The 16,455-nt window shown below is 61.3% G+C and carries 15 protein-coding genes; all 15 read right to left on the minus strand.

Annotated elements, in window-relative coordinates:
- Positions 1 to 104: 104 nt before the first annotated feature.
- The 15 genes from whiA to metK all read right to left on the minus strand — a co-directional run bounded on the left by whiA (position 105) and on the right by metK (position 16,424).
- Positions 105 to 1,082 carry a DNA-binding protein WhiA gene (whiA, locus tag CACC_RS06530; protein WP_005279109.1) on the minus strand — a complete coding sequence of 326 codons (978 nt, stop codon included), beginning with the start codon at positions 1,080 to 1,082 and terminating at the stop codon, positions 105 to 107.
- A gap of 155 nt (positions 1,083 to 1,237) precedes the next feature.
- Positions 1,238 to 2,215, minus strand: coding sequence for a gluconeogenesis factor YvcK family protein (locus CACC_RS06535; RefSeq protein WP_035108474.1), 978 nt, complete (start codon positions 2,213 to 2,215; stop codon positions 1,238 to 1,240).
- A 23-nt stretch (positions 2,216 to 2,238) separates the two neighbouring features.
- Positions 2,239 to 3,120, minus strand: coding sequence for an RNase adapter RapZ (gene rapZ / locus CACC_RS06540; protein ID WP_172596749.1), 882 nt, complete (start codon positions 3,118 to 3,120; stop codon positions 2,239 to 2,241).
- A 44-nt stretch (positions 3,121 to 3,164) separates the two neighbouring features.
- Positions 3,165 to 5,234: an excinuclease ABC subunit UvrC gene (gene uvrC / locus CACC_RS06545; protein WP_005279102.1), complete on the minus strand. Its 2,070-nt coding sequence runs from the start codon at positions 5,232 to 5,234 to the stop codon at positions 3,165 to 3,167.
- A 3-nt stretch (positions 5,235 to 5,237) separates the two neighbouring features.
- The gene (locus tag CACC_RS06550; RefSeq protein ID WP_005279101.1) at positions 5,238 to 5,786 is read right to left on the minus strand and encodes a PH domain-containing protein; all 549 of its coding nucleotides are present in this window, start codon (positions 5,784 to 5,786) and stop codon (positions 5,238 to 5,240) included.
- A gap of 31 nt (positions 5,787 to 5,817) precedes the next feature.
- Entirely contained in the window at positions 5,818 to 6,291 is a 474-nt protein-coding gene (ribH, locus tag CACC_RS06555) for a 6,7-dimethyl-8-ribityllumazine synthase (RefSeq protein WP_005279097.1), read from the minus strand.
- Positions 6,288 to 7,565 (minus strand): bifunctional 3,4-dihydroxy-2-butanone-4-phosphate synthase/GTP cyclohydrolase II, encoded by a 1,278-nt coding sequence (locus CACC_RS06560; RefSeq protein WP_005279095.1) that lies wholly within the window; start codon positions 7,563 to 7,565, stop codon positions 6,288 to 6,290. Before CACC_RS06560 ends, ribH begins: the two co-directional genes overlap by 4 nt.
- A gap of 23 nt (positions 7,566 to 7,588) precedes the next feature.
- Positions 7,589 to 8,191 carry a riboflavin synthase gene (locus CACC_RS06565; protein ID WP_005279094.1) on the minus strand — a complete coding sequence of 201 codons (603 nt, stop codon included), beginning with the start codon at positions 8,189 to 8,191 and terminating at the stop codon, positions 7,589 to 7,591.
- Between the two features lie 38 nt (positions 8,192 to 8,229).
- On the minus strand, positions 8,230 to 9,252 hold the full coding sequence (gene ribD, locus CACC_RS06570; protein ID WP_425265812.1) for a bifunctional diaminohydroxyphosphoribosylaminopyrimidine deaminase/5-amino-6-(5-phosphoribosylamino)uracil reductase RibD: 1,023 nt from the start codon (positions 9,250 to 9,252) through the stop codon (positions 8,230 to 8,232).
- Positions 9,253 to 9,263: 11 nt separating this feature from the next.
- Positions 9,264 to 9,932 (minus strand): ribulose-phosphate 3-epimerase, encoded by a 669-nt coding sequence (gene rpe / locus CACC_RS06575; RefSeq protein ID WP_035108471.1) that lies wholly within the window; start codon positions 9,930 to 9,932, stop codon positions 9,264 to 9,266.
- 10 nt (positions 9,933 to 9,942) lie between these two features.
- Positions 9,943 to 11,568, minus strand: coding sequence for an RsmB/NOP family class I SAM-dependent RNA methyltransferase (locus CACC_RS06580; RefSeq protein WP_035108469.1), 1,626 nt, complete (start codon positions 11,566 to 11,568; stop codon positions 9,943 to 9,945).
- Entirely contained in the window at positions 11,565 to 12,506 is a 942-nt protein-coding gene (fmt, locus tag CACC_RS06585; protein ID WP_005279087.1) for a methionyl-tRNA formyltransferase, read from the minus strand. Before fmt ends, CACC_RS06580 begins: the two co-directional genes overlap by 4 nt.
- A gap of 75 nt (positions 12,507 to 12,581) precedes the next feature.
- Positions 12,582 to 13,097, minus strand: coding sequence for a peptide deformylase (gene def / locus CACC_RS06590; protein ID WP_005279086.1), 516 nt, complete (start codon positions 13,095 to 13,097; stop codon positions 12,582 to 12,584).
- Between the two features lie 52 nt (positions 13,098 to 13,149).
- Positions 13,150 to 15,180, minus strand: a complete 2,031-nt coding sequence (locus tag CACC_RS06595; RefSeq protein WP_005279079.1) for a primosomal protein N' — start codon at positions 15,178 to 15,180, stop codon at positions 13,150 to 13,152.
- An 11-nt stretch (positions 15,181 to 15,191) separates the two neighbouring features.
- Positions 15,192 to 16,424, minus strand: coding sequence for a methionine adenosyltransferase (metK, locus tag CACC_RS06600; protein WP_035108466.1), 1,233 nt, complete (start codon positions 16,422 to 16,424; stop codon positions 15,192 to 15,194).
- Positions 16,425 to 16,455 lie beyond the last annotated feature (31 nt).

A 16,455-nucleotide genomic window follows, 5' to 3' on the forward strand; every position in this document is an offset into this window, starting at 1 on the left:
TGCTGGGCCGCGGCACAACACAAGGCGGGAAGGACAAGCACCTCAGTGCTGTCTCCTTCCCGCCTTTCGTGGTTCAAAGAGCCGGAGCCAATCGTACCCAGCGCCTAAGAGTCACCAAAAAGATCGTCCGAGATGGACTCGTTAGTATCGGGGATATCCAGTTCTTCGGCCCGCTTATCCGCCATGGACAATAGGCGCCGAATGCGCCCGGCTACCGCATCCTTGGTCATGGGCGGATCCGCCAGCCGGCCGAGCTCCTCCAACGAGGCCTCGCGGTGCTGCACGCGCAGGCGACCGGCATCGGCTAGGTGCTCGGGAACGTCATCGCCCAGAATCTCCATCGCCCTATCCACGCGCGCCGCGGCGGTCACGGCGGCCCGTGCGGAACGGCGCAGGTTGGCATCATCAAAGTTATCCAACCGGCGCGATGTATCGTGCGCTTCGCGCTTTACCCGCTTCTTTTCCCAAGACAAGCGGGTCACCTGAGCGCCCATGCGGGTCAGCAGCGCGCCAATGGCATCGCCGTCGCGAACAACGACCCGATCCTCGCCGCGGGTCTCTTTTGTCTTCGCGGAAATCCCCAGGCGCCGCGCGCAGCCCACGAGTGCCAACGCGGCCTCTTGGCAGGGGCAGGTTACTTCCAGCGCCGAAGAACGCCCTGGCTCCGTCAGGCTGCCGTGGGCAAGGAAGGCACCCCTCCACGCGGCCTCGCTATCTGCCACCGTGCCGGAAATGACCTGCGGGGGAAGCCCCACCACAGCGTGACCGGAACGGGTGATCAGGCCCAGGCGGCGGGTTAGCTCCTTCGCCCCTGTGGTGATGCGCACGATGACGCGGGATTTCTTCGCCGTCCCCGCAGGGCCAACAACGTGGCTTTCCGCTTCGATCCCATAGAGCTCGTCTAAAGCCACGAGGATGCGCTGCGCAATAGCCTGGTTATCGAGCTCAAGCTCATAGGCCATGCTGTCCCCAGAGACGTCTACCTCTCCGGCAAAGCGCAGAATCGATGCGAGCTCCGCTGCGCGCGCGGACTGACGGGTTACGCCTACCGCCGCTAGTTCTTCTTTGACCTGTTCGGTCAACGGTGTGGTCACCTAGTTCGCCCCATTTCTCTGTCACAGTCACGAATGACGCTCGTGCAATGCACGGCCCCACGCACACCAACTACTGCGTGGGAAACTGAATTTTCTTATTTTACCGTGTCCCGCGCATTGAGGACTGGCTGGCCTGATTTTAACTAGGCCCGCCAGTACTCGTTATAAAGATCCACGATGACAGAAGAAAGTTTGTCTGGATCGTGTTTCATCAATCGCTGTCCATTGTCATCCTGAATGCTGACATCCGCAAATACCGCGCGCGCCCCCAAGGCTTGCGCGGCGCGCTGCACATAAACCCGTTCGCTCTCATTCGGCAGCGCTGCCGCATCCACCACGATGCGATCGATGCGCAAATTCGGTGCGTGACGGGCAAGAACGTGCACGTGGCGCTCCGCAGAAAAGCCTTGGGTTTCTCCCGGTTCGGCCGACAGGTTGAGCATGACGACGCGCAAGGCATTGGATTCAGAAATGGCCTGGACGATCTCTGGCACCAACGTATGTGGCAGCACGGAGCTAAACCAGGATCCCGGACCGATGGTAATAAGATCAGCTTGTCTAATGGCCTCCAGCGCGGCGGGATTGGCTTGTGGGGCTTCAGGCAGGATTCGCACGCGCCGCACATGCCCCGGCGTCGATGCCACCGCGACCTGGCCGCGGACCTGGCGCATGACCCGGGGGTCATCGTCAAGCCCTGAGACATCGGCCTCAATCTCTAAGGGATGCGGAACCACGGGGATGACCCGCCCGTGCGAGTGGGTAAGCTCCGCCACCGCGTCCAAGGCGGCCTGGTAATCGCCCAAAACCCCGGTCAAACCGGCGATCATGAGGTTGCCCACGGCATGGCCTGCCATAGCGCCATTGCCGCCAAAGCGGTGTTGGAGGGTCTTGCCCCACAGCTCGCCTATCCGATTGTCATCGGCTAGCGCCGCCAAAGCCATGCGCAGGTCACCGGGCGGAATAATGTCCAATTCCCGGCGCAGGCGCCCCGAGGAACCGCCATCATCTGCAACCGTCACGATGGCAGAAATATCCGCTGCATCGCTGCGCCTGGCGGATAAAAGCGTTTGATAAAGACCATGGCCGCCGCCAAGGCAGACCATATGAGAAGGGTGTTTCATACAGTTTTTAATGCTCCTCAGCCCTAATTGCGGGCGATATCCCGGTGCAAAATGCTGACGTCCAGGGTGTCATTGGCGCGCAGGCGCTTGGCGATGTCCTCAGCTACCGCCACCGAGCGGTGATGCCCGCCCGTACAGCCGACGCCGACGGTGATGAAATTCTTGCCCTCGTGCCGGTATCCCTCGAGCATCGTAGAAAACATGGCGACAAAATTATCCACGAATTTCTGTGCGGCCGGCTGCGACAGAACATAATCGGCCACCGGTGCATCGGTACCGCGGCAGCCGCGCAACTCCGGAATCCAGTAGGGATTGGGCAAAAAGCGCACGTCAACGACGATATCCGCATCGCGCGGGGAACCATTCTTAAAACCGAAGGATTCCACCGTGACGTGCTGGTTGGTATTTTGAAATTCGCCAAACGCAGCTTCGATAGCCCGGCGCAAATCATGAATCGAGAGGTTCGTCGAATCGATGATGATATCGGAGCGATCCCGAATCTCCGCCACCGCTTGGCGTTCGCGTTGAATGCCCACCTTCAAGGTATCTTCGCCCTGCAAGGGGTGGGTGCGCCGCACAGAGTCGAAGCGGCGAATGAGCACATCATCGCGGGCATCGAGGAAGAGCACGGTGGGCTTCATGCCCAGCGCCGTTAACTCATCGATGGTTTCCATGAGGGAACCCGGAAACATGCGGGAACGCACGTCCGTTACCGCCGCAACCTTTTCAACGGGCGTTTCTTCCTGGTTGCACAATTTCCACAGGTCCACGATGGCGCGCGGCGGGATATTATGCGCCACGTAGTAGCCCTTATCCTCAAAAACCTTGGCGGCGGAACTCAACCCGCCGCCGGACATGCCGGTAATCAAGATGGGCGGAGTCTCGAAGTGCGTCATGCACACCAGTCTAGCGTTTTCGCGCTCTACACTTCTGCCAGAATGCTGCTTATTTACTGTGCGTCGTGCAACTTATCGTAGACGGTCTGGGCCAGCTTCGGCCCGAAGCCGTTGACCTCGCAGATCTCATCCACCGAAGCAGCCTTGAGCTTTTTGACGGAGCCAAAATGCTTGACCAAATCCGTCCGGCGCTGTGGACCGAGACCAGGAATTGCATCGAGCGCCGAAGAGCGCATGCGCTTAGACCGTTGTTGCCGGTGGTAGGTAATGGCAAAGCGGTGCGCCTCATCGCGAATCTGCTGCAGCAAGAACAGGGCCTGGGAATTGCGCGGCAAAATCACCGGTTCATCATCGCCTGGCACCCAAATTTCTTCCAAGCGCTTGGCCAGCCCCACGAGGGTGACATCGACAATGCCCAGTTCATCAAATACCTCTTGCGCCGCAGCCACCTGGGGCGCGCCGCCGTCCACGATGAACAACTGAGGAGGATAGGCAAAGCGGCGGCCTGCCTCGGCGGATTCTTCCGCCACCTTTTCTTCCGCGAACGAAGACTCTTCCTTTTCCTCGTCCGGGTTCGCCAACTTATCTTGGTTGTGGCGCTTAAACCGGCGCCGCGTGATTTCTGCAATGGAGCCGACGTCATTGGAATGCCCGTCGCCGGCGGCTTCCTTGATGCGGTAGCGCCGGTAATCGGATTTCTTCGGGATGCCGTCTTCAAAAACCACCAGCGAGGCGACGACATCGGTGCCTTGGATATGCGAAATATCGGTGCACTCAATGCGCAGCGGTGCTTGGTCCATGCCCAAGGCATCCTGGATATCCTGCAGCGCCGCAGACCGCGCGGTGAGGTCGCCCACGCGCTTCAGCTTGTGCTGACGCAGCTGCTCCTTGGCGTTCTTCTCCACGGTATCCATAAGGGAGCGTTTATCGCCGCGTTGGGGAACGCGCAGATCGACGCGCGCACCACGCAGGTCTTCCAAGAGGGACACCACTTGTTCGGACTCCTCCGGCATGGCCTGGACCAGAATCTCGCGCGGGATGACGTGGACGTGGCGCTGTTCCATGTGCGATTCCTGGTCCACCCCGCGCCGCGGCACATCCGCAGCTAAAGCCGCGTCCTCACGGGCTTCTTGTTCTTCGCGCTCCACGGCATCCGAGTAAAATTGGATGAGGAAGTTTTGCACCAGGGCGGGCAAGGCGGGATCGGGTTGGCCCTCCTCAATGGGCTCAGAGGTTGCCTGGTCGCCGGCGCGTTCAACGACCCAGCCGCGCTGGCCGCGGATCCTGCCGCCGCGGACGTGAAAGATTTGGACGGCGGCTTCCAATTCGTCGGAATTAAACGCAATCAGATCGGCATCGGTGCCATCGGCGAAGACAACCGCTTGTTGCTCCATAATCTTATCGATGGCCCCAAGGTCATCGCGCAACCGCGCCGCGCGCTCAAATTCCAAGTTTTCGGCGGCGGCCTCCATGTCTTTGACCAGCTTGCGCCTAACACCAGCCGTATTGCCGTTCATGAACGAGACCAACTCATTGACGGTCTCGCGGTGTTCTTCCTTGCTTACCCGCCCGATACAGGGCGCATCGCACTTGCCGATGTAGCCCAAAAGGCACGGCCGCCCCAGCCGCTCATGCCGGTTATATACACCCTTTGAACAGGTGCGCATGGGAAAGACGCGGGTGAGCAGATCCAGGCTTTCGCGCACCGCCCATGCATGGGAATAGGGCCCGAAGTAGCGCACCCCCTTACGCCGGGGGCCGCGGTAGAAAAAGGCGCGCGGGACAACCTCTCCCACCGAGACGGCAAGCATGGGATACGTCTTGTCATCGCGGTACATGACGTTGAAGTGCGGGTCAAACCGCTTAATCCAGGTATATTCCAGCTGCAGGGCTTCAACTTCGCTGGCAACAACCGTCCACTCCACGGAGCTGGCGGTCAACACCATTTGCCGCGTGCGCGGGTGCAGCTGCGTGATGTCTTGGAAATAATTGGACAGGCGCGCCCGCAGGTTTTTGGCCTTGCCTACGTAGATGACGCGCTTGTTTTCATCGCGGAACTTATAAACGCCCGGCTCCGTCGGAATGGTTCCTGGGGCGGGGCGATAGGTGGTTGGATCTGCCAATGCTTAATCCTGCGGCATGTATTTGGCTTCCAGATCGCGGAAGTCACGGACTTTTGTGATCACGGTATCTTTATCGCCGGACTGCAGCGCCCACACGGGCACGGCCTCAAATTCAGGCAGCTCGAGGCGGGCCATGCGCTGGCCGACGGGGAAGGATAGCCCGTAGACCACCTGCCACGGGTAAAAGCGCGTGCCGATGATATTGCGGACCTCTACCCCATCCTCATTGGCCTGCAGCCGCGGCCGGTTCAGCGCAATCCAGGACAAGATGGAAATAACTACGCCCACACCGGGGAAAGCGAATTTATCGATGGTGGTCACGTGCGCGCCGGTAAAGGAGATATCGAGCGTGACACCCATGAAAATATGGATGGCCATAACTAGGATGACCCAGCCGATGGCAATCTTGCGCAAGAACGGGGACTTGGCGGTATATTCCCACGGCTTCGACGTGGTCCGTGCGAAGGGATCCGCGCTGGTATAGGCCAATACCTCTGCATCGCTGAGAGAGCGGCGCGGGTGGGATTCATTCGAGGCTGCGGCCTCATTCATGTGCTTACTCCTCCGGAAGTCCTGCCTGCCTTTAATCTGCGTTTAGTCTACGCAATTGCAGCGCGGTATCTAAAGCCGCAATCATGGATTCTGCGCCCTTGTTTTCCGCCGAGTCAGGAAAACCTGCGCGATCGATGGCCTGCTGCTGGTCATTGACCGTTAATACCCCATTGCCAATCGGCGTCGATTCATCCAAGGAGATGCGCGTTAGGGCTTGGGTGACGGAATCGCAGACGTAATCGAAGTGCGGGGTGCCGCCGCGGATGACGCAGCCCAAGGCAACGACGGCATCGAACTTCCGCGCGGCTGCTTGGACAACCACGCCCAGTTCCAGGGAGCCGACGACGCGGAACTCCGCGACCTCTGCCCCATTAACACGCGCAGTGTCCACCGCTTGTTGGTGCAACTGATCGCAGACTTCCTCGTTCCACGTCGCGGTCACCACCGCGACGCGGAGGCCGCGCGCATCTACCTGGGCGATAGCCGGTAATCCTTCTTTACTCATTTACCTAATTCTCCTTCGTGCTGCGCGTCCCACTGTGCCACCTGCGGAAGATTGTGGCCCATGCGGTCGCGTTTAGTCCGCAAATACCGAATATTATCGGCATTTGCCGCGATGGTCAGCGGGGTGTGCCGGCTGACCTCGATGCCAAAGCCGGCAAGGCCTTCGCCCTTGTGTGGGTTATTGGTCAACAGCTGCGCCGATTCCACCCCAAGGTCCTTCAGGATCTGGCCGGCCACGGAATACTCGCGGGCGTCTTCGGGCAGCCCTTGTTCCAGGTTGGCATCGACTGTATCCCAGCCCTCGTCCTGGAGCCTGTACGCCTGCAGCTTGTGCACCAACCCGATCCCGCGGCCCTCGTGGCCGCGCAGGTAAATGACTACCCCGCTGCCGGCTTCCTGCACCTTGCGCAGGGATTCCTGCAATTGGGGGCCGCAATCGCAGCGGCGCGAGCCAAAGACGTCTCCGGTCAGGCACTCGGAATGCACGCGCACCACAACATCGCGGGCTCCACGAAGCTGCGTGGGATCACCGGCGATCAAGGCGATGTGCTCTTGGCCATCGAGGTCATGGCGGTAACCAATCGCGGTGAATTCGCCATACTCGGTGGGCAGGCGGGTTTCCACCGCGCGCTGGGTTTGCACCTCATGGTGGCGGCGCCACTCGATGAGCTGCGCGATAGAAATCAGGGCGAGGCCGTGCTTATCGGCAAAGCGGCGCAGCTCCGGCCCGCGGGCCATATCCGTCGGGTCTTCTTCTGATACGACTTCACACAGCACGCCCGCAGGACGAAGGCCAGCAAGGCGCGCCAAATCGACGGCGGCTTCCGTGTGCCCATCGCGCTCCAGCACCCCACCGGGCCGTGCGCGCAGGGGAACGACGTGTCCTGGCCGGGTAAAGTCGCTGGACCGGGTCGAAGGATCCGCCAAGCGGCGGATGGTTTCCGCGCGGGAGGCCGCAGAAATTCCGGTAGAGCCCGTTGCCGCATCCACGGTGACCGTATAAGCAGTCTGGCGCACGTCCTGATTCTGCGCCATCATCGGCGGCAAATCGAGCCGCTGGCAATCTTCCGGCAATAGCGAGGCGCACACGTATCCGGAGGAATACCGCACCATAAACGCGACCAGTTCCGGGGTTGCCAGCTCCGCGGCAAAGATCAGATCCCCTTCGTTTTCCCGTCCTTCATCATCCATGACGATGACCGGCTTGCCGGCGGCAATCTCCGCAATGGCGTGATCGATGGCATCAAAATGGATGCTCTCTTCAGTCGCGAACATAACCTAGCAGTCTAGTCCTTTGCTTAAGCAATCCCGGATTCGGGGTGAAGCATCTTTTCTACATACTTCGCCAGCACATCCACCTCGAGGTTTACAATATCGCCAACTTGAGATTCACCGTGCGTCGTCTCCCGCAAGGTGGTTGGGATGAGGGAGACCTCGAACCAATCTTCGCCTACGGCGCTGACGGTCAAGGACGTGCCGTTGACCGCGATGGAGCCCTTTTCCACGACGTACCGAGCAAGATCGCGGGACAAGCTAAAGCGCAGCACGTCCCAGTGCTCCGAGTGCTCGCGCGAGACCAAGCGCGCCGTGCCATCGACATGGCCCTGCATCATGTGTCCACCCAGCCGCGTGGTCGGCAGCAATGCCGGCTCAACGTTCACCCGCGCGCCCTCTTTCAGCTGACCGAGTCCCGTCCGGTCCAATGACTCTTGCATCACATCAGCGCAGAAAATATCCCCATCCAATTCCGCGATGGTAAGGCACACGCCATTGATGGCGATGGAATCCCCTAGGCGCGCGTCACTCACCGTCTGCGGCGCGCGAATGCTCAGCCGCAGCGCATCCGCCTGTTGCTCGAGCGCGGCTACCGTGCCGAGTTCTTGTACTAGCCCTGTAAACAATTAATCCCCTTGTGTTTATCTCTTAAGTATCTAATCTCTTAACGCTCATTCCGCGCCTCGTATTCGATGAGGACATCGGGCCCGAGGCTGGTGGTGCGCACGGTGGTAAAATGTGGGGCATCGGCAAGCGTGTGCGCCACCGCATTCGCCAGAACCCCGCGCCCTTGTCCGAGCAGGATGGGGGCAATATACGCCGCCAGCGCATCCGCGGCGCCAGCCTCGATAAAGCCCTGGGCCAGGCCAGCCCCTCCTTCCACCAAGACATCGCGGGCGCCGCTGGCATATAGCTCCTTCAGCGCGCCCTCGATGGTGTCATATTGCTCAAATCCCAGCTGCTGCAGGTGCGAGGCCTTCTCACCCGCGGCTTGGAGGTCGCGCTTGCCGATGACCACGCGGCGCGGCTGGTGCTCGCGCAGACTCCCGTCGCTAAAGCGCGCGGTAAGCGAGGGGTTATCGGCAAGCGCGGTGCCGGTGCCGATAATGATGGCATCGCGCCGCGCCCTATCGGCGTGGACCCACTCGCGGGCCTTAGGCCCAGTGATCCACTGGCTCGTGCCATCGGCGGCAGCGGTAAACCCATCTAAGGTCTGCGCAAATTTCAGGGTGACGTGCGGGCGCTGCAGCTTTACCGCGCGCAACCAGGCACGCACCGCGTCTTCGACGCCATCCGGTGCGGTGAGCCGGCCCACCTCTACCCCGGCGGCGGCCAGGGCCTGCGCACCCCCGCCCGCTTGGGGCGTGGGATCGGGATGCAGGTAGAATACGCGAGCAATTCCGGCATCGATAAGCGCCGTGGCGCAGGGACCCGTCCTGCCCGTATGCGCGCAGGGCTCCAGGGTAACCACGGCCGTGCCGCCGCGGGCCTTCTCACCGGCCGCACGCAGCGCCATGACTTCCGCGTGGGCACCGCCCACCGGCTGGGTTGCACCAATGCCCACAACGGCGCCGGTAGCAGACAAAATCACCGCGCCTACAGGAGGATTGGGGCTTGTGGTACCGCGCACCGCCGCGCCGGCCTGCATGGCCTGAAGCAATGCTCCGGGAATATTGGTTTCATCCATCGCGCCGGCCATTATGACCGCGCCGCAAGCGCGCGCAGTTCTTCTACCGCCTGCGCTGGATCGTCGCTTTTGAATACGGCCGATCCCGCCACGAAGGAATCGCACCCGGCCTCCGCGGCCAAGCCAATGGTTTCCGGATCGATGCCGCCATCGATTTCAATGACGGTATCCAGGTTCTGCTGGTCAATGCTTTCGCGCAGGGCGCGGACCTTATCCAGCATGGCGGGCATGAATTTCTGCCCGCCGAAACCTGGTTCCACGGACATGACCAGCACCTCATCAAAATGGTGCAGCTTATCCAGCCACGGCTCAATGGGCGTATCCGGCTTGATGGAAAAGGCCGCACGCGCGCCCAAATCCCGGATCTTTTCTGCCAATTCCACCGCGGCTACCTCATCTTCCACTGCTTCTACGTGGAAAATAATGGTGGTGGCACCGGCCTTGATATAGGTCTCCACCCATTTCGCCGGATCTTCAATCATCAGGTGCACGTCAAGCGGCTTATCCGTGGACCTTTTCACCGTGGCCGTAATATCCGGGCCGAAGGAAAGATTGGGGACAAAGTGCCCGTCCATGATGTCTACATGGATCCAATCGGCATTCGAGATGGCCTCTAGTTGTTCACCTAGCCGCGCGAAGTCAGCAGCCAAAATTGACGGAGAAATAAGTGGTGCAGGCATACCTTTAATCCTAGCGCCCTTCCTCATCGCCGCGCCGCAATACCGCCATGAACATGGCATCGGTCCCGTGGCGGTGCGGCCACATTTGGACGGATTTTTCTTTGCCCACATTGCCCATATCTGGGATAAATTCCCGCGCATCTAGCTCCTGCGCGCCCAGCTTTTCTACCGCTTGGTCGACGATGTCACGGGTTTCGCGCAGGTCCGGCGAACACGTGGAATACACCACGACCCCGCCCGGCCGCACGAGCTTGAGAGCAGAGGACAATAGCTCGAATTGAAGTGTCGAAAGCTCGGCAATATCGGCTTCAGATTTCCGCCAGCGTGCCTCTGGGCGGCGCCGCAAAGCGCCCAGCCCTGAACACGGCGCGTCCACCAAGATGCGATCGAATCCCGAGCCCACCTGCGGGTTGCGGCCATCGGCCACGTGGACGGTCACCGGCAGCCCTTGCACGGTCTTTTCAATCAGTTTCGCGCGGTGCGGTGATACTTCCACGGCATCAACGTGCGCGGACTCGATGCGCGCCAAGGCCCCCATCAGGGCCGCCTTGCCACCCGGGCCCGCGCATAGGTCGAGCCAGCGGCCCTGGTCGGTACCGCTGACGGGCACCTCGCAGACCGCGCGGGCGATAAGCTGCGAGCCTTCATCCTGCACCGCGGCCATGCCCTGCTGGACCGGTTCCAATTGGCCTGGGTCCCCGGAATCCATATACACCGCGTAGGGCGAGTAGGTACCTTCTTCGTTTCCGGTAATCAGTGCCAGTTCCTCGGCGGAAATTTCGCCCGGCCGCGCCACCAGGTGCACGCTCGGGCGCTCGGAATCCGCCGCTAGGACAGCCGGCAATTCCTCGGGGTCGACAACGCGGGCAAAAGACTCCGCGATCCACGTTGGGTGCGCATGCCTAAAGGCCAGGCCCGCAATCTCACCTTCTGGGGCAAGGCGCTTGAGCCACTCATTCGGCGGCGTGCGGGTAATGGTGCGCAAAATGCCATTGGCAAACCCTTTGGCTTTTTCCTCCCCGCCCGCCACGACGAGCCGGACGGAGGTATCTACCGCAGCGTGGGGTTCCACGCGCGTATAGAGCACCTGGTAGGTGCCCAGGCGCAGGGCATCGATGACCACCGGCGAGATTGCCTCCAACTCGCGCGAGGAGCACTGCGCGATTACCGCATCGAGCACGCCCAAGGTGCGCAGGGTGCCATAGGTAATCTCCGTGGCAAATGCGGCATCGCGGCCAGTAAGTTTCTGCTTGCGCAGCGCCTTGGGCAGGACAAGGTTGGCAAACGCATCCTCTTCGCTTACCCGGCGCACCACATCGAAGGCAACGGCGCGGGCCGGATCCACGCCCTGGTCGATGGCGGCCTGCACCAGTGTTTTCCCCGCGCCCGTGTTCTTTGTGCCCGCATTCCGATCACCTCGGTTTCCTCGGTTATCCCGGTGGTCGCGGTTGCGCTGGTCCTGCATGCCGCGACCACGCTGTGCGGATCCACGCTGAGCTTGGCCGCGATTGTCTTGGCCACGCTGCGCATTGCCTCGCTGCCCACCGCCGCGCTGGGGCGCGCCGTTCTTGCCGTGTTGTGTAGCCTCCGGCGCCTTGTCGCCGGACTTACTGCGGGAGCGGAATCCACCAGTCACTGGAACCTCACCTCTGCGTTCTTTCCTAATCCACGCGCCCAATCGGCCGCATTCATCATCTTTTTGCCCGGCGGCTGAATCCTATCCAGCTGCACCGGTTGCGTCGCGGTCCCGATGTACACCGCGTCCTTGCTAATCAGCGCCTCGCCCGGATGCAGCTGCTTGCCGATGCCCTCGGTGAGACTCACCGGGCCGAGCTTGAGGCGGGCATCGTCAAGCAGCGTCCACGCGCCCGGGCCTGGGGTGTGGGCGCGGATATGCCGGTCGATGGAGAAGGCAGGCTGCGCCCAGTCAATGCGGGCTGCGGCCGTGGAAATCTTCGGCGCATAAGTGGCCTCGCCGCTTTGGGCCTGCGGCTCAAGCGTGCCGGCCTCCAGCCCATCCATGGTGGCTACCAGGAGATCCGCCCCGGAATACGCCAGCCGCGTGAGCAGATCGTCCGCGGTATCCGTCCCAGTGATGGCTTCTGTGACCGTGCCGAAGACCGGTCCCGTATCCAGGCCTTCTTCAATCCGGAAGGTGGACGCGCCGGTAATATCATCGCCTGCCGCGATAGCCGCCTGCACCGGCGCCGCGCCGCGCCAGGCGGGAAGAAGGGAAAAGTGCAGGTTGACCCAGCCATGGCGCGCGACATCCAAGAGATCCTTGCTAATGAGATTGCCATAGGCCACCACCGGAATGGCCTCGGGCTGCAGCTCCGCCAGGCGCTCACGCAGGTTATCGCCATCCTCCGTGCCAGGCCGCAGCGTGGTCGGGGTCAACACCTCGATGCCGTGTTCTTGCGCCAGCGCCTTTACCGGGCTCGGGTGAAGGCTGCGGCCCCTGCCCTTCTTCGCATCGGGCCGGGTAATGACCGCTACCACTTCGTGGCTGGAGGCAAGCAATTTCTCCAATGCCACCACCGCCGGCTCTGGGGTGCCGGCAAAAATAATCCGCATACTGGATGAGTCTCCTCGAGGTCTCGGGTGAAAATTCTAGGGTACAACGAGCCTGCCTGCGTTGCCGAAGCTCGCCTACCCCGCGCTATTAAACCAATCGGCTTCGCGGATGGTACGCATGGCGGCCTTGCGGTCGGCATCGCCAAGCCGGCGCAGGAATAACACTCCATCAAGGTGATCGGTTTCATGCTGAATGCACCGAGCCAAAAGCCCCGAGGCGACCATCCCCACCGGCCTGCCTTCTACATCGCGCCCAGAGACAAATACCCGGTTGTGCCGCGGGGTATCGGCGCTAATCCCCGGGATGGATAGGCATCCTTCCGGGCCAACCTGCATGTCTTCTCCCAGCGGCGTCCACACGGGGTTGATGAGAACCCCGCGCAATCCGGCCTGGATAGGCGAACAGTCATAGACAAAGATGCGCTTGAGTATGCCCACCTGATTCGCCGCGAGCCCCACCCCGCCGGCGGCATCCATGGTGTCCAACATGTTCTGCGCCAGCGTGCGCAGGCTGGAGTCAAAGGTCGTAATCTCTTCTGCCCGCGAGCTTAATACGGGATCCCCGTAGAGCCTGATGTCTAATTCCGCCACTGATTTGTCCCTTTCTCTTGTACTGCCTAATCGGGTAAGTCTATGCGCACTTCTAACCCACGTGAATGGGATCGACCGTGATGCGAAGCGGCAATTCATCTTTTCTTGCGCTGCGCGCCGCATTAGCCTTGCGCAGCGCGCGTCCCAACTGCGATCGCGGCCCCAGCGGGGCGCGCACCACTAGGCGTTGGGGTGGGCCAAAGCGGTCCGCATCGTATTCCCCGGGGAGGCTGTCCCCTGGCGGGAGCGGAACCGGGCCTAAGACCTCGGCGTGCTCTGGCAGGTCCACCAACTGTTCGAAGGAATCCAGAGCCGCGTCCGCCCCATCGATGGCGGCGAAGTGCACGGCCGGCGGAAAGCGCACCTCGCGCCGGGCCCGCAATTCCTCTACCGCGGCCGCGACCATGTCCCAGCTCATGAAGTGGCGGACGACGGGAAGTTCCGGATCCGCGGCGATGATGACGCGCCCGCCCTTAAAATGCGGCCTGACCATGGTGGCCGCCTGCGCCCATTTGGCCAGGCAGTCCTCGGTGGCGCGCAAGTCTTGCCGGTTTAATAAGGTGCCCGCGTCCAATAGCAGCGCCGCGCCATAGGCGCCGCCATTCACCCGCGGCTCGGCGCCAGGGGTAGCAATCACTAATGCCGGGGCATTTTCAATTGAGCCCACGACCTTATTGCCGCCAGAAACCACGACGGACGTATTAGGAAAGGCGCGCCCCAATTCCTCCGCGGTGCGTTCAGAGCCTAAAACGATGGCGCGCAGGCGCGGCGAACCGCACTCGGTACAGCGATGATTGGTGGCAATGCGCCCGCACCAACGGCAGGTAGGCATGACGGCTTCCTCGCTTGAGCGCTCCGAGCTCGGAGGCAACCCCAATGGCCCGTTACAGTGACGGCACCGCGCAGGAGAATGGCACTTTCCACAAGCCAAAATAGGCGCATACCCCTTGCGCGGGGCCTGCACTAGCACTGGTTCGCCGCGGTCGAGGGCCTGCTGCGCCGCCTGAAAGGCCGGCGCCTGCACAGAGGTCGTACCGCCCTCTAACTCCCTGGAAATGGACAGCCCGTAGGCGCCAATGGCCAAAATATCCGGCCGGCGTGCCTCTATGGTTGAGGCGCTCGGTATGAGGTCGTGTGCCCACCCTGAATCCACCAATAATTGGGTTTCCGCCGTGCGCGAGTGGTTCGCCGCAATGAAGCTGCAATTTTCAAAGGCAGATCGGGTGGTAAGCACCTCCCGGGCGTGGACGTAGGGCTTGATATTATCCACCAAGTTATCGTTGCCGTCATCAAAAATAACGGCCAGCTGCAGGTTGTCCACGGGGGTAAAAGCCGCCGAGCGCGTTCCAATGACGATTCGCGCCTGCCCCACCAAGGCCGAAAGATAGCGGCGATAGCGCGCTTGCGGGCCCATGCTATTGGTGAGCACCGTGATTTGTTTCGGCCCCACAACACCGCGCAGGGCGTTTTCAAGGGCGTCGACCACCTTTTGGTCTGGGACCACGATAAGGACGCCTCCCCCACCCAGGGCAACCTTGACCGCTAAGGCCGCGAGTGCATCTTCCCATTCATCGCCGGGAGCGATTTGCCACGCGGCACGTGCTAATTTCCCGCCCAGGATGGAATCAACAAAGGTTTCCCCATGTTGATAGGCAGACCACCCGGATAAATCGGGCTCGCTGGCGGCGCCGAGTTCTTCCCACGGCGTATCCAAATCCGCTTCTTCTGCCTTTGCGTGCCGTGGCGGAATGGCGGAGCGAATGATATCGGAGCAAATTCCGCCATAGCGATCCGCAAGGGCTTCCACCAGCCGGGACAGCTGCGGTGGATAAACCTGGAATGGGGAGATGACCCGCTCGATAAAGCGCAGCTGCCCGCCAAAATCGGACTCATGCTTGCGCTCGACGATGATCGCATCCACCAAGCGCCCATTAAACCGAATGCGCACCTTCACCCCGGCTTGGGCGCTATCAGATTCGGCCTCATCTACCAGGTAATCAAAGCCCCGATCGAGGTGGGCAACCCCTAAAAGAGGCAACACCCGCGCGACCGGTTTCCGGGCGGCGGGTGTTTTCTTAGGCATAAGCCCACATTCTACAGACCAGCGGCAGCGCGCAATTCCTCCACTCGGTCCAACTGCTCCCACGGCAGGTCAACGTCGGTACGTCCAAAGTGGCCGTAGGCGGCGGTCTGGCCGTAGATAGGACGCAGCAGATCCAATTCGCGGATGATGGCGGCCGGGCGAAGGTCAAAGACCTTATTGACGGCAGCCTGGATCTGCTCATCGGTCAAGTTCTGCTTCGCGGTTCCGAAGGTCTCGACGTAGAGGCCAACCGGCTTGGCGCGACCGATGGCGTAGGCCACCTGCACCTCTGCGCGATCCGCCAGGCCCGCGGCGACGATATTCTTGGCCACCCAGCGCATGGCGTAGGCCGCAGAGCGGTCCACCTTGCTGGGGTCCTTGCCGGAGAAGGCACCGCCGCCGTGGCGGGCCATGCCACCGTAGGTATCCACGATGATCTTGCGGCCGGTAAGGCCTGCATCGCCCATTGGGCCGCCCAAGATGAAGGAGCCGGAAGGATTGACCAAGAGGTTGGTCTCATCGGTGTAGTACTTATCGAGCCCGGCATCCTTAATGACCCAGTCCAGCACCTCGCTGCGCAGGTGGGTTTCTAGCCACTGGCTATCAACCTCAGGATCGTGCTGGGTAGAAATAACGACCGTATCCAGGTGAGACGGCTCATTATTATCGTTATAAGCGAAGGTCACCTGGGTCTTACCATCCGGGCGCAGGTGGTCCACAATGCCCTCTTTGCGCACCTGGGTCAGGCGGCGGGACAGGCGGTGCGCCAAGGCGATGGGCAACGGCATGTACTCCGCGGTTTCATTCGACGCGTAACCAAACATCAGGCCCTGGTCGCCGGCGCCGGCGGTGTCATTTTCCTCGTCATAATCCGCGCCCTGGTCGCGCGCCTCGGTGGAGGTATCCACGCCGGCACCGATTTCCTGCGACTGCTCGCCGATGGCGATATTGACGCCGCAGGTATTGCCATCAAAGCCCACATCGGAAGAGGTAAAGCCGATGGACTTAAGGGTCTCGCGCACAAGGGCCGGAATTTCCACGTAGGCGTTGGTGCGGACCTCGCCCACGACGTGTACCTGGCCGGTGGTAACCAGCGTTTCCACGGCGACGCGAGACTCCGGATCCTTTTCTAAAAGTGCATCCAAGATGGCATCCGAGATGGCGTCACAGATTTTATCCGGGTGCCCCTCAGTAACGGACTCGCTTGTAAAAAGACGAGCTTCCACTGCAGCGTTATCAGTCACAAAAACTTCCTTTGATTATTACGTATTCGAT

Origin of the sequence: Corynebacterium accolens, from assembly GCF_023520795.1 — a bacterium.
Lineage (GTDB): Bacteria > Actinomycetota > Actinomycetes > Mycobacteriales > Mycobacteriaceae > Corynebacterium > Corynebacterium accolens.